General features: G+C 61.2%; 12 protein-coding genes and 1 tRNA gene. 9 read left to right on the top strand and 4 right to left on the bottom strand.

The features are described 5' to 3' along the window. The first annotated feature begins 8 nt into the window (after positions 1-8). Positions 9-1,280, top strand: a complete 1,272-nt coding sequence (locus tag HKD24_RS01940; RefSeq protein ID WP_194258783.1) for a lactonase family protein — start codon at positions 9-11, stop codon at positions 1,278-1,280. Positions 1,281-1,344: 64 nt separating this feature from the next. Here the strand turns inward: HKD24_RS01940 and ubiG are convergent, their stop codons facing one another. Continuing rightward, a complete protein-coding gene (gene ubiG / locus HKD24_RS01935) occupies positions 1,345-2,100 on the bottom strand; it encodes a bifunctional 2-polyprenyl-6-hydroxyphenol methylase/3-demethylubiquinol 3-O-methyltransferase UbiG (protein ID WP_194258782.1) in 756 nt (251 codons plus the stop codon). A 174-nt stretch (positions 2,101-2,274) separates the two neighbouring features. Here ubiG and HKD24_RS01930 point away from each other — a divergent pair, with 174 nt between their 5' ends. From HKD24_RS01930 to prfA, 6 genes are all read left to right on the top strand, one after another. Continuing rightward, entirely contained in the window at positions 2,275-3,600 is a 1,326-nt protein-coding gene (locus tag HKD24_RS01930; RefSeq protein WP_194258781.1) for an aspartate kinase, read from the top strand. Next, positions 3,597-4,640: an NAD(P)H-dependent flavin oxidoreductase gene (locus HKD24_RS01925; RefSeq protein ID WP_194258780.1), complete on the top strand. Its 1,044-nt coding sequence runs from the start codon at positions 3,597-3,599 to the stop codon at positions 4,638-4,640. Before HKD24_RS01930 ends, HKD24_RS01925 begins: the two co-directional genes overlap by 4 nt. A 12-nt stretch (positions 4,641-4,652) precedes the next feature. Continuing rightward, positions 4,653-5,909: a helix-turn-helix domain-containing protein gene (locus HKD24_RS01920; RefSeq protein ID WP_194258779.1), complete on the top strand. Its 1,257-nt coding sequence runs from the start codon at positions 4,653-4,655 to the stop codon at positions 5,907-5,909. 91 nt (positions 5,910-6,000) lie between these two features. Continuing rightward, the gene (gene ispG, locus HKD24_RS01915; RefSeq protein ID WP_011251636.1) at positions 6,001-7,146 is read left to right on the top strand and encodes a flavodoxin-dependent (E)-4-hydroxy-3-methylbut-2-enyl-diphosphate synthase; all 1,146 of its coding nucleotides are present in this window, start codon (positions 6,001-6,003) and stop codon (positions 7,144-7,146) included. Then, on the top strand, positions 7,146-8,393 hold the full coding sequence (hisS, locus tag HKD24_RS01910; protein WP_194258778.1) for a histidine--tRNA ligase: 1,248 nt from the start codon (positions 7,146-7,148) through the stop codon (positions 8,391-8,393). The genes ispG and hisS overlap by 1 nt, the downstream gene beginning before the upstream one ends. A gap of 4 nt (positions 8,394-8,397) precedes the next feature. After that, the gene (prfA, locus tag HKD24_RS01905; RefSeq protein WP_194258777.1) at positions 8,398-9,459 is read left to right on the top strand and encodes a peptide chain release factor 1; all 1,062 of its coding nucleotides are present in this window, start codon (positions 8,398-8,400) and stop codon (positions 9,457-9,459) included. A gap of 3 nt (positions 9,460-9,462) precedes the next feature. Here prfA and HKD24_RS01900 read toward each other — a convergent pair whose 3' ends face one another. After that, complete coding sequence (locus HKD24_RS01900) at positions 9,463-9,933, bottom strand: hypothetical protein (protein ID WP_194258776.1); 471 nt, start codon at positions 9,931-9,933, stop codon at positions 9,463-9,465. A gap of 30 nt (positions 9,934-9,963) precedes the next feature. On the opposite strand from HKD24_RS01900, the gene prmC reads away from it, so the two are divergent. After that, a complete protein-coding gene (gene prmC / locus HKD24_RS01895) occupies positions 9,964-10,809 on the top strand; it encodes a peptide chain release factor N(5)-glutamine methyltransferase (protein ID WP_194258914.1) in 846 nt (281 codons plus the stop codon). Positions 10,810-11,073: 264 nt separating this feature from the next. Then, on the top strand, positions 11,074-11,532 hold the full coding sequence (locus HKD24_RS01890; RefSeq protein ID WP_228124118.1) for a DUF4167 domain-containing protein: 459 nt from the start codon (positions 11,074-11,076) through the stop codon (positions 11,530-11,532). Positions 11,533-11,574: 42 nt separating this feature from the next. Here HKD24_RS01890 and HKD24_RS01885 read toward each other — a convergent pair whose 3' ends face one another. Both HKD24_RS01885 and HKD24_RS01880 read right to left on the bottom strand, forming a co-directional pair. Continuing rightward, on the bottom strand, positions 11,575-12,444 hold the full coding sequence (locus tag HKD24_RS01885) for a glycosyltransferase family 2 protein (protein ID WP_194258774.1): 870 nt from the start codon (positions 12,442-12,444) through the stop codon (positions 11,575-11,577). A gap of 76 nt (positions 12,445-12,520) precedes the next feature. After that, positions 12,521-12,595, bottom strand: a tRNA-Met gene (locus HKD24_RS01880). Positions 12,596-12,696 lie beyond the last annotated feature (101 nt).

Raw genomic sequence — 12,696 nt, 5'->3', positions numbered from 1 at the left:
GACCCATCATGTCCCACCCTGTTTCCCGTCGCAGCTTTGCGGTCGGGCTGGTTGCAGGCGTTGCTGCAGCCGGTACCGGCGTTGCCGGCGCCGCTGACCCTGAAAAGACCGTCCCGACGCCTCCGCCCCCACCGAAGCCTGTGTCCAGGACGATCTGCTTTGTCGGCGGATATACGAAACACGGGCCGCCAGGAGGCGGGGCCGGAAACGGGCAGGGCATCTCCGTCTTCGACATGGATCGGGATACGGGTGTTCTGACACCGATCACGACGTTCACCGACATCGCAAGCCCCTCCTTCCTTGCCATCTCGAAGGACCAGCGCTTCCTGTATGCGCTCAGCGAGATCGACGATTTCAACAAGGATGGTGACGGGTCCGTCACGGCGTTTGCGATCGATCCCAAGACGGGTTCGCTGCGCAAGCTGAACGTTGTCAGCTCGAAAGGCGCTGTTCCGGCGCATCTGAGCATCCATCATTCGGGTCGCTATGTGCTGGTGGCCAACTATGTTGGTGGCTGTGTTGCCGTTCTGCCGATCCGCTCTGACGGGTCGCTGGGTGAGGCGTCAGACGTCGTGCACAACACGGGACCGCGCCAGCCGGAGCGGGCTTCGGACAATCCACAGGGCAATTTTGCCGTGTCCGACCATTCGGGCTCGCATCCGCATATGATCCATTCTGACCCGAGCGGCAAGTTCGTGCTGTCGGATGATGCAGGGCTGGACCGGGTGTATGTCTGGACGCTGAATATCGATACCGGCAAGCTGATCCCGGCCAAGACGCCCTATTACGATATGGAACCGGGTTCGGCGCCGCGCCACTTCCAGTTCAATCATTCCGGCCGCATCCTGTACAATCTGTGCGAGCAGGATTCGAAGGTGGTCGTTTCCAATTTCGATCCGGCAACAGGCGCAATAGACGATATCCAGACCGTCAGCACCGTCACGTCGCATTTCCGCGGCTCGACGCTGGCAGCAGAAATCCTGATCTCCGCCAGTGGCAAGTTCGTTTACGTCTCCAACCGCCTGGGTGATTCGCTGGCCGTGTTCGCCATCGGGACGGACGGAACCCTGACGCTTCAGGACGAGGTCTGGATGCACGCGGATTACGGCCGCGCGCTGATGTTCGATCCGTCCGGCGCGTTCCTGTTCTGCGCCAACCAGCGCTCGGATGCGGTCACGTCTTTCAAAGTGGACAAGAAGACGGGCGAAATTGCGTTTACGAACAATTTCACGCCCGTCGGCAGCCCGACGACCTTTGCGTTCATGAACACGCAGGTCTGATCGAGCACTGTTCCGGGAAAGGGCGGTTGCAGCGGGACATTTCGCTGCAACCGTCCTTTTTTGTTCAGTCCTTGCGGAAGATCGCGATGTAATTGATGCCAGTGTCGCGGGTTTCACGCCATTCGAACGGCACATAGCTCATCCCCGCGATGTCCAGCATGCGCAGGCCTGCACGACGGGCCATGGCAGCCAGTTCGTCAGGCTTGATGAATTTCTTCCAGTCATGCGTACCCACAGGCAGCATCCGCAGAAGGTACTCCGCACCAAGCTTGGCGACGGCAAAGGAGCGCGGGGTCCGGTTCAGGGTGGACACCGCGACCATGCCACCCGGCTTCGTCAGCGTGGCCAGCATGATCAGGAAGTCCTGCGGATCGTTGACGTGCTCGATGACCTCAAGGGCGTTGACGACATCAAACTGCGCGCCCTCCGCCACAAGGTCTTCCGCGCTGCCATTGCGGTAGGACAGCAAAGCTGCCTCTGACGGAAGGGGATGCTCGGCCAGATGGGTTTCTGCTGCGAGGATGCCCGCAGCGCTGGCGTCGATTCCAATCGTGTCAAAGCCAAGCTTGGCATAGGCCTCGCTGGCCAGACCGGCGCCACAGCCGATATCGAGCAGGGTCAGGGGCTGCTCGGATGTTTTGCGCAGCGGAGCCACATGGCGGCTGACCCATTCGGTACGCAGGGGGTTCATGGCGTGAAGCGGGGCCATGGGGCCGCGTGGATTCCACCAGTCTTCGGCCAGGGCGCTGAAATGGGCGATTTCGGATTCAGAGACGGAGGAGCGTCTGGAATCCTGTCCTGAAGACGTATCTGTAGGCATCGGAACTGTCCTTCTGTGTGCCTGTCTGCTGCGCGTCATCTGGACGTGACGGAGCGAGACGAGTATGTGGACCGGCAGAGTCTGTTCAGGTGCCGGGCGGTTTGCATGTCGTTGCCCTACCCGATGCCAGACCCGAGCGCGCAACGCCAGACACGTACTGGAGCCCAATCCGCGATGTCCATGCCCGATACTCCCGTCCGCGACCAGCTTTCCGGTCGTGCCGATCCCCATGCCGCCGTCCAGGGCGAAAACGGGAAACGGAAGACGGTTGTCATGAAATTCGGCGGGACATCCGTCGGAAATATCGAGCGTATCCGGAACGTTGCGAAACGCGTGAAAGCAGAACATGACCGCGGGCGCCGGGTTGCGGTCGTGGTGTCCGCCATGGCCGGTGTTACGAACCGGATGGTCGGCTACTGTGCCGAACTGGATCCGCTGGCCGATCCGAAAGAATATGATGCCGTTGTCGCCGCCGGCGAGCAGGTGACGAGCGGGCTTGTGTCCATCGCGCTTCAGGCGCTCGGCGTGAAGGCACGGTCGTTCCAGGGCTGGCAGATCCCGCTCGTGACGGATGACGCGCATGGCAAGGCCGCCATCGAGAGCGTGGACGGCACGGCGCTGCTGGCCTGTCTGGATGATGATGTCGTGCCCGTTGTGGCCGGCTTCCAGGGTGTCGGCCCCGATGGTCGCATTGCGACTCTGGGACGCGGAGGATCGGATACGTCCGCCGTGGCCGTCGCGGCTGCCATCAATGCCGATCAGTGTGATATCTATACCGATGTGGACGGGATCTACACGACCGATCCGCGCATCGTGAAACGCGCCAAGAAGCTGGATCGCATCACCTATGAGGAGATGCTTGAACTGGCTTCCGTAGGCGCCAAGGTACTTCAGACCCGCAGTGTCGGTCTCGCCATGCGCGAGGGCGTCCGGGTGCGGGTGCTGTCATCATTCGCCGAGACGGATGACGACAGCGGTTCGATTGTGGTTGATGAGGACGAGATCATGGAGAAGGAACTGGTTGCGGGGATTGCCAACTCGCATGACGAAGCGAAAATCTCCGTGCGGAACATTCCGGACCGTCCGGGCATCGCCGCTGCGATTTTCGACCCGCTGGCAGCCGCGAACATCAATGTTGACATGATCGTCCAGAGCGTCGGCGTGGATAACATGACGAACATGACCTTCACGGTCAGCAAGTCTGACGAAGCCGCGGCCCGCGCCGTGCTGGAGAAGGCCCGCGAATATATCCAGTATGGCGAACTGATCACGTCCCACAACGTGGTGAAGATCAGTGTTGTGGGTATCGGCATGCGCTCGAATGCCGGTCTGGCCGCGCGAATGTTCCGCACGCTGGCCGATCGTGGCATCAACGTGCAGGTCATCTCCACGAGCGAGATCAAGATCTCCGTGCTGATTGATTCCGAATATACCGAACTGGCCATGCGCGCACTGCATACGGCTTATGGCCTTGATGCCAAAGAAGGAGCCGACGCGTGAGCGAAACCCTGAACGCCCGCGCGACGCTGGACCGGCTGTGGAAGCCGGGCTGTGATTTCCTCGGGAGCGAAGTCGCCATCCTCGGGGGCGCTATGTCCTGGGTCAGCGAGCGGCATCTGGTTTCCGCGATTTCCAATGCCGGTGGATTCGGCGTCATCGCTTGTGGTGCGATGTCACCCGAGCGTTTGGAAGAAGAAATCGTTGCCACGCAGGCAATGACGAAGCGCCCGTTTGGCGTGAATCTCATCACCATGCACCCCGAACTGGACCGGCTGGTGGATGTCTGTCTGGCGCATGATGTCTCGCATATTGTGCTCGCAGGCGGCGTTCCGAACAGTGCCACGATCCGCAAGGTGCGCGATGGCGGGGCGCGGGCGATCGGCTTTGCCCCGGCGCTGGCTCTGGGCAAGCGTCTGGTGCGGATGGGGATTGAGGCCCTGATCATTGAAGGCTCGGAAGCGGGCGGCCATGTCGGCCCGGTCTCCCTGACGGTGCTGGCGCAGGAAATCCTGCCGCATATCCGTGATGTTCCCGTTTTCGTTGCGGGTGGTCTGGGCCGTGGCGACGCGATCCTGTCTTATCTGGAGCAGGGTGCAGCTGGTGCTCAGCTTGGAACGCTCTTTGCTGCGTCTGAGGAGAGCATCGCGCATGAGAACTTCAAGAAGGCCTTCCTGCGTGCCAATGCCCGTGATGCCGTGACGACCGTACAGCTCGACGAGCTGTTCCCCGTCATCCCGGTGCGGGGTCTTTCGAACGAAGGCGGGCGCCGGTATGCGCGGCTTCAGGGCGAAGCGCTCCAGAAGTTCCAGAGCGGTGAGCTGACGAAGGAAGAAGCCCAGCTTTCGATCGAACATTACTGGGCCGGTGCCCTGCGTCGTGCGGTCATCGAGGGTGACGTGGAAACAGGTTCGGTCATGGCCGGGCAGTCCGTAGGCATGGTCAAGGAAGTCCGTCCGGTCGCCGAAATCATTGCAACGCTGGTTGAACAGGCTGTGGATGCCATCAAACAGCGCGAAACCCGTATCCACGCTCCAGGCTAACGGATTTCGGTCATGTCTCCTCCATCCTCAAATCGCCCGTTTTCGCAGCCTTCCGACCAGCCAAGTGTCGGAACGGTGCTGCGTGAGCGCCGCGAGGAACTGGGTTGGAGGCTTGAAGACGTGGCGGAATGGCTGCGGATCCGGCCGAAGCTTCTGGCCGCACTTGAAGCCGATGACCTGGCACGGCTTCCGGGCGTAGCCTATGCCGTGGGTTTCCTGCGGACCTATGCTCATGCCATGCAGCTTGATGCAGATGCGCTGGTCGAGCGTTTCCGCCGCGACACGCGCGGTGCTGTCACCCGCAAACCGGATCTGGTGTTTCCCCAGCCGGAAGGCGACCGGGGGCTGCCGATCGGTGTTCTGGTCGGGGCAGGGCTCGTGGTTGTGGCAGCGGCCTATGTGGGCTGGTACCGCTTTACGGATCATGACACGCCGGCACAGCGGCAGGTGCCAGCGGTAGCAGAACTGATGCCGGGCGCCGCAACGCCGGCCACCACATCACCGCAGGTTGCCTCCGTGATGCCGGGGCGTGCGCCGACGCCGGAGCCTCATGCTCCCGCGGTCGTAACGCCAGCTCCGGTTGCCCCCACAGCCGTGCCGGTTCCAGCACCTACATCGCCTGCGCCGGAAACGACCCAGACGTCGCCATCCGCGCCGGTTCCGAATCAGGCTCCGGAGACTCCTGCATCCGGGGCAGATGACAATGCAGAAGCGCCTCCAGCGGATACGGCCGCGTCTGCGCAGAACACGCCAAACGGCGAACCTGCAACGGATCTGCCGCCTGCGGTTCCCGAAGGAGCTGTTGTTGTCAGGACGCTGTCACCCGTCTGGACGCAGATCCGGGACCGGGATGGTCACGTCCTGATGTCGCGCGTGATGCAGCCTGGTGAGAGCTGGCAGGGCGATCCTGCTGGTGCACCGTTCAAAATGTCTTTCGGCAATGCCGGCGGTGTTGTCCTCACCACGGCCGGGGCGACCAGTGCGCCGCTCGGCCGGGAAGGGCAGGTCCGCCGCAATGTTGAGGTGACGGCGGACGCCATCCGGTCTGGTATGTTCGGATCAGGGGTCGCTCTGCCGGTTCAGCCCAGCACGCCGTCTCCCGCACCGGCTGGTCCTGCACCGCAGGCTGGACCGCCAGCCCCTGTGACTGTGAAACCGCCTCCGGCTCCGCGGAAAATATCGCCGCCGTCACATGATGTTTCGGCAGATGACCTGAATGCCCGGCAGCTTGAACATCAGCCGCTGGAACAATCGTCGCCATCGCATTAAACCCTTATATCAGTCAGGGGGGCTCAATGCCCCTGAATAGAGCCCACTGGGTCAGAGCTCCCGGTCCTTTCCGGGCACGAAGAGGTAAATCATGAGCAGCTACCGTCCCTATCAGCACATCGAGCGTCGCAAGTCGCGCCAGATCCATGTCGGCAAGGTTGCGGTCGGTGGTGATGCCCCGATCTCCGTGCAGACCATGACCAACACCTTGACATCCGATGCGCAGGCCACGATCGAGCAGATCCGCCGCGCCGAACTGGCGGGCGTGGACATCGTGCGCGTATCGTGCCCTGACGAAGCCAGCACGGCTGCTCTGGAAGAAATCGTGCGTGAGGTGAATGTTCCGATCGTCGCGGACATTCACTTCCACTACAAGCGCGCCATCGAAGCCGCGAAGGCCGGTGCGGCCTGCCTGCGTATCAACCCGGGCAATATCGGCAGCGCCGAGCGTGTGCGTGAAGTCGTCAACGCCGCCAGGGATTATGGCTGCTCCATCCGGATCGGCGTGAATGCCGGCTCGCTCGAAAAGCACCTGCTCGAAAAATACGGTGAGCCCAACCCGGAAGCTCTGGTCGAAAGCGCTCTGGAACACGCGAAGATCCTCGAGGATCACGACTTCCATGAGTTCAAGATTAGTGTGAAGGCCTCCGACGTGTTTATGGCGGTCGCAGCCTATCAGCAGCTTGCGGATTGCTGTGATCATCCGCTGCATATCGGCATCACCGAAGCCGGCTCCAAGCGTGCGGGCACCGTGAAGTCCTCCATTGGTCTGGGCAATTTGCTCTGGGCCGGTGTGGGCGATACGATGCGTGTTTCGCTTTCCGCCGCTCCGGAAGAAGAAGTGCTGGTTGGCTGGGACATCCTGAAGTCCCTTGGCCTGCGTCATCGTGGCGTGAAGATTATTTCCTGCCCGTCCTGTGCGCGTCAGGGCTTCAACGTCGTCGAGACAGTGCAGACGCTGGAAGACCGCCTGCAGCACATCAAGACGCCGCTGACGCTGTCCATCATCGGCTGCGTGGTGAATGGCCCCGGTGAGGCTCTGATGACCGATATCGGTGTGACCGGCGGCGGCAATGGCCGTCACATGGTCTATGCCGCGGGCCGTCAGGACCACACGATGCCGGCTGGCGACATGATCGAGCATATCGTCGAACTGGTGGAAAAGAAGGTTTCGGACATCGAGGCAGGCAAGGTCGAGGCCTCCACGGCCAAGCAGATGGACCCGGCAGCCAGCTGATGTCAGGACTTCAGCCCCCACGCGGCACCCATGACCTCATCGGCGAGACCATGCGTCGTCACCACCATGTCGTGGAGACGGCCCGCAGGGTGCTGCGGACCTATGGTTTCGAGGAATGGAGCACACCGATCTTCGAGGATACGCGCGTCTTTTCGCGCACGCTCGGTGAGACGTCCGATGTCGTGTCCAAGGAGATGTACACGTTCGAGGATCGCGGCGGTGAGAGCATCACTCTGCGCCCCGAAGGCACGGCGGCGATCTGCCGGGCACTGGTTACGAATGGCCTGACGCAGTCCCTGCCGCAGAAGGTGTTCTATCACGGGCCGATGTTCCGCTACGAGCGTCCGCAGAAGGGGCGTTACCGGCAGTTCCATCAGATTGGTGCGGAACTGATCGGTGCAGAGAGCCCTCTGCGGGACGCCGAGACGATTGCCATGGCGCAGGACATTCTGCGCGAGCTGGGTCTGGGCGATCACGTTACGCTGGAGCTCAACACGCTTGGCGATCTGGCCAGCCGTCAGGCCTGGCGTGAGGCTCTGGTGGCGTATTTCCGCGATCATGCGGATGCGCTGTCGGAAGAAAGCCGTGTCCGTCTCGAAGCCAATCCGCTACGGATTCTGGACAGCAAGTCTGAACAGGACCGCAAATTGCTCGACGATGCTCCGGCATTTGCAGACTATCTGAACGACGCCTCCCGCCAGTTCTGGGACGGGTTGCGCTCCAGCCTCCAGGCGTTTGGCGTGGATTTCGTGGAAAACCCGCGCATCGTTCGTGGCCTTGATTATTACAGCCACACGGCGTTCGAGTTCGTGACCTCGAAGCTTGGCGCTCAGGGCACGGTGCTGGCCGGTGGCCGGTATGAAGGTCTTGTAGAACAGATGGGTGGTCCGGCTATTCCGGCGATCGGCTGGGCTGGCGGGATCGAGCGTCTGGCGATGCTGCTGGATTCCGTTCCCGAACTTCCGGCCGGTATTGCGCTGGTTCCGATGGGAGATGAAGCCGTCCTCAAAGCCGCGTCCATTGCTCGCGCTCTGCGCTCTGCTGGTCTGCGAGCGGAGATCGAGACCCGCGGCAACATGAAGAAGCGCATGGAGCGTGTGGTGAAGTCCGGTGCATCCCATGCGATTGTTCTGGGCGATAAGGAAATCGCCAAGAATATCGTGCAGCTTCGTGACCTCTCCAGCCGCGAGCAGCAGGAAGTGCCGGTTGCGGATCTGGCGCGGATTCTGAGCGCAGGACGCGCCTGAACAGATGGCCTTTGACGACAGGCTTGAGCGGATTGTCGCGCGTTCGGAGGAAGTCCAGGCCTTGATGTCTTCCGGCGAGCTGACGGGTGAGGATTTCACCCGTCTGTCGCAGGAATATGCCGAGCTGGAGCCTGTGGTCGCATCCATTCAGGCGTGGAAAAGCGCTGAGGAACAGAAAGCCGGGGCGCAGGCCCTGCTTGATGACCCGGAAATGCGTGAACTCGCCCAGATGGAGCTGGCGGAGATCGAGGCGACGCTGCCCGATCTTCAGCATGCCCTGCGGCTTGCGCTTCTGCCGAAAGATGCGGCAGATGAACGCAGCGCCATTCTTGAAATCCGTCCCGCAGCGGGTGGCGATGAGGCAGGCCTGTTCGCAGCGGAACTGTTCGATGCCTATCGCCGCTTTTCCGAGCAGAATGGCTGGCGTTTTGAAGTCATGGAATATGCCGAGAACGAGGTAGCCGGCCTCAAGGAAGGCATGGCGACCATTTCCGGCCGATCTGTTTTCGCGCGGCTGAAATACGAATCCGGTGTGCACCGGGTGCAGCGTGTTCCGGCGACGGAAAGTCAGGGACGGATTCATACCTCGACCGTGACCGTGGCCGTACTGCCTGAAGCCGAAGAAGTCGATGTGACGGTCAATGACGATGATCTGCGGATCGACGTCTACCGGGCTTCTGGCGCGGGCGGCCAGCATGTCAACAAGACGGAGAGTGCGGTCCGCATCACACATATGCCCAGTGGCATTGTCGTGGCGATGCAGGAAGAGAAAAGCCAGCACAAGAACAAGGCCAAGGCCATGAAGATCCTGCGGGCCCGGCTCTATGAGCGGGAACTCGCGCAGCTTCATGCCACCCGGGCTGCTGACCGGAAATCACAGGTCGGGACGGGCGATCGTTCGGAGCGCATCCGGACGTATAATTTCCCGCAGGGGCGCGTGACGGATCATCGGATCAACCTGACGCTCTACAAGATCGACCGGATCATGGGCGGCGAGTTCGACGAGATCATCGATGCTCTAACCCGCGAAGAGCAGACGGAACTGCTCGCCGCCGAAGGGTTCTGAGCCTCAGGTATTCGGTGTCGCGCAGACGGCGGCACGGCCATGCCGGTGTGTGGCGACAGCGGCATCGTCGTAATCGACCAGAAAGAAATCAGTGAAGTTGTTGGTCCCCACGGCGTCGAGCGAATGGCCTTCGGGATGGTGGAGCTGGCCTTCGCTGCTGACCTGATGGGTTTCCTGATGACCGTTATGGACGATGGTGATTTCGCCACACAGGGCATAATCGACATCGAAGCGGCCGACTGGAAGCGGGATCGTCTGCGTCTCGTGCGCCTTGGACAGGCCCAGCCTGAAGGTCGCAACCAGATTGCCGTCCAGATAGAGGCGTGAGACTTCCGAAATTTCTTCGGGCGCGCGCTCGTCCGTCACTGTAAAGGACGGGGGCAGCTCCGTGGACAGTTCCGACTGGGCGTGAACAGGATTGAGCGTGCAGCCAAGCAGCAGGGCGGAATAGAGGAAGGCGCGTTTGGGCTTCATGACACCAACTATAACAGGTTCGCTTGAATGATGATGGCCAAAGATGATCTTTTGCGCGAGGCCTCACAGGCGCTGGAGCAGGCCGGGATCGATGATGCGCGCCGTGAAGCCCGGCTTCTGCTGTGCTGGGCGACAGGGCGGGATCTGGGCGGTCTGCTGTCTCTGGATGGTGTAAAACCTGCACAGGAATCGCGATTCGCAGAGGCTCTGAAGCGGCGTTTGAAACGGGAGCCGTTGGCATTCATTACCGGAGAGACGGGCTTCTGGACCCTGGATCTGGAGACGGGGCGTGACACGCTCATTCCCCGTGCCGACAGTGAAGCCCTGATCGAAGCCCTGCTGGATGTCTGTCCGGATCGCAGCGCGCCGCTCTCCATTCTCGATCTTGGAACCGGAACAGGCTGCCTGCTGCTGGCGGCCCTGTCCGAATATCCGCAGGCGAGGGGTATCGGCGTGGATCTGTCTCCGCAGGCGGCGGCACTGGCACGGCGTAATTCCATTCGCACAGGACTGGAGAAGCGCAGTGCCTTTCTGGCCGGAAGCTGGGCGGATGCGCTGAACGCCCGATTTGACGTCGTTCTGTCCAATCCCCCTTACATCGAGACCGGGGATCTGGCCGGGCTGATGCCGGAAGTCGTGCAGTACGAGCCCGCTAGGGCTCTGGATGGTGGCACGGACGGGCTGGAAGCCTACCGTATCCTGTGCAGGGCTCTGCCAGACCTTTTGGTGCCGCGTGGTCACGCGATCCTGGAAATGGGCATTGGCCAGATTGATGCGGTGTCCACGCTTGGGGCGGAAAATGGATTGCGGAAAGTCGCGCGCAGGGCTGATCTGGGTGGCGTGGACAGGGCCCTGGTCCTGCAATCGGACGGGTGAGGGCGGATCGTGGCGAAAAACCGTTGGCTTGACTGACGGAACTTGGTATTGCTAAAGCCAATGCATGCGATTTGAGGGTGTTTTATCAGCACTGTCAGGCGTATCTTTGCCCATCGTTCATGTCATCATGCACTGACGATGGAAGACTGGCTGAGCCGGGTTCAGCCATAGCGGAACAGACAGACGTCTTTTTCGACAGCGGCGGTCGGAACTTTCTGCGGTTGCAGAACGGTCCACGTCATCATGAAAGTGCATCACGGGTCGATGAATATGAAGCGCATAAGAGGCCGGCATCATCGTGCGGGCAGTGGGCCATCACGCAGCAGCAATGCCCAGACACCTCTGAACCGCAACCATGTGTTTGACAGTAACGGACCCGATCTGCGGGTCCGCGGTACGGCGCAGCAGCTGTTCGAGAAGTATCTCCAGCTCGGCCGCGACGCGACCGGAACTGGCGACCGCATTCTTGCAGAAGCGTATTTTCAGCATGCGGAGCACTACTTCCGTATTCTCAACGCCATGAACCAGGCTGCCGAGAAGAGCCAGCAGGAACGCAACGAGCGCCAGCAGCAGCGTCAGCGCGCCTATGAAGATCGCAGGGAGCCGCGTGGCGAGCGGAATGAGGACGAGCAGCCCTCACAGGAACAGGACGCGGAATACGGGTCCGAGCGGTCTTCGGATGAAGATCAGGACCGTCGCACGGCTGAAGCCGAAGCGGACTGAAACGAAAAAACCGGCTCTATAAGGAGCCGGTTTTTTTATGCCTCAGACACGCCCCACGAAGCGGTCGGGCAGGCGCCAGAGTTCGGTTCCGCTCAAATGCAGGTCGAGGCGATAGCGGTCGTGCAGGCGTGACTGGGCGCTGTCTTCCACCTGCTGGCGCCACTGGGTCAGGCGTTCATCGCGGCTGTCCAGTGTGCTGTCGCTTCGGGGAAGTCCGGCCATGGCACGCAGCATGTTTTCCCAGTCCGTGTTCTCAAGGCGCTGGTGACGCCCGACATCTTCTGAGACCCAGGGCTGCCTGCGCGTGCGTTCCAGCCGCTCCAGTCCCGAAGGCAGGTCGGCATAGCGCAGATGAAACAGGAAGAGCGGGGCTGCAAGGCTGGGAACAGCTTCTTCGCAGCAGTGAAAGCCCGGTGCCCAGGTGATGGGGATGCGGGTGAGGACCGGCTTGCACATTGCGCTGGAAAAGCGGAGATGCAGGCGCTGGAGCGAGAAGGGGCGGCTGTAATCGAACGGAGCTTCCTCGTCCGGGATATGAATGACGTCAAAACCTGTGGCGGTGACGACCGGAGACCGGTTCAGAAGCGCGAGTTCCGTCAGGGACGGGACGAATGCCGGATCGGCAAGAAGGATTTCGTCCACATCCGTATAGATGACGCTGTCATACCATTCGAGCAGACTGTCGCAGAACTTGCCGATAGCGCGGGTCCGGCGTTCGTCATCCTGTGGGGAGCGCGGAATGCGGACGACATTGACCTGTCCCAGATATGCGGTCGAGCCGTCGTCCGAGCCGTGATCGATGACATAACAGGCGGTTTCTCCAACCTGTGCGCCATAATGACGGCGCCACAACTGCAAATGTTCCGGCTCGTTGTAAACCATCGTCACGACGGCGAGGGGCTTTTTGATCATGCCCGAAAGAATACAGGAAACAGTCCCACGAAACAGGATGCTGCCACTGTCTATTTTCTGTTTTCGGGAAAAGGGATGGTAGCGGTGGACGGATTTGAACCGCCGACCAAGGGATTATGATTCCCCTGCTCTACCACTGAGCTACACCGCCATCCTGCCGGGGTTAACCGGCGTTGACGCGGGGTTTTAAGGGGGATCTTTCAGGGTGTCAACACGTTGGTTCCGGGAAAATAAGATGTTTTTTCGGGTCGC

Source organism: Gluconobacter vitians, from assembly GCF_015244565.1.
Lineage (GTDB): Bacteria > Pseudomonadota > Alphaproteobacteria > Acetobacterales > Acetobacteraceae > Gluconobacter > Gluconobacter vitians.
This window is presented reverse-complemented; position numbering and strand designations above follow the sequence as displayed.

Excerpts from the sequence above, each read along its gene's own strand:
- prfA (WP_194258777.1), top strand. The coding sequence starts at position 8,398 with ATGGCCTTTGACGACAGGCTTGAGCGGATTGTCGCGCGTTCGGAGGAA.
- ispG (WP_011251636.1), top strand. The coding sequence starts at position 6,001 with ATGAGCAGCTACCGTCCCTATCAGCACATCGAGCGTCGCAAGTCGCGC.
- HKD24_RS01940 (WP_194258783.1), top strand. The coding sequence starts at position 9 with ATGTCCCACCCTGTTTCCCGTCGCAGCTTTGCGGTCGGGCTGGTTGCA.
- ubiG (WP_194258782.1), bottom strand. The coding sequence starts at position 2,100 with ATGCCTACAGATACGTCTTCAGGACAGGATTCCAGACGCTCCTCCGTC.
- hisS (WP_194258778.1), top strand. The coding sequence starts at position 7,146 with ATGTCAGGACTTCAGCCCCCACGCGGCACCCATGACCTCATCGGCGAG.
- HKD24_RS01920 (WP_194258779.1), top strand. The coding sequence starts at position 4,653 with ATGTCTCCTCCATCCTCAAATCGCCCGTTTTCGCAGCCTTCCGACCAG.
- HKD24_RS01900 (WP_194258776.1), bottom strand. The coding sequence starts at position 9,933 with ATGAAGCCCAAACGCGCCTTCCTCTATTCCGCCCTGCTGCTTGGCTGC.
- HKD24_RS01890 (WP_228124118.1), top strand. The coding sequence starts at position 11,074 with ATGAATATGAAGCGCATAAGAGGCCGGCATCATCGTGCGGGCAGTGGG.
- HKD24_RS01885 (WP_194258774.1), bottom strand. The coding sequence starts at position 12,444 with ATGATCAAAAAGCCCCTCGCCGTCGTGACGATGGTTTACAACGAGCCG.
- HKD24_RS01930 (WP_194258781.1), top strand. The coding sequence starts at position 2,275 with ATGTCCATGCCCGATACTCCCGTCCGCGACCAGCTTTCCGGTCGTGCC.
- prmC (WP_194258914.1), top strand. The coding sequence starts at position 9,964 with ATGATGGCCAAAGATGATCTTTTGCGCGAGGCCTCACAGGCGCTGGAG.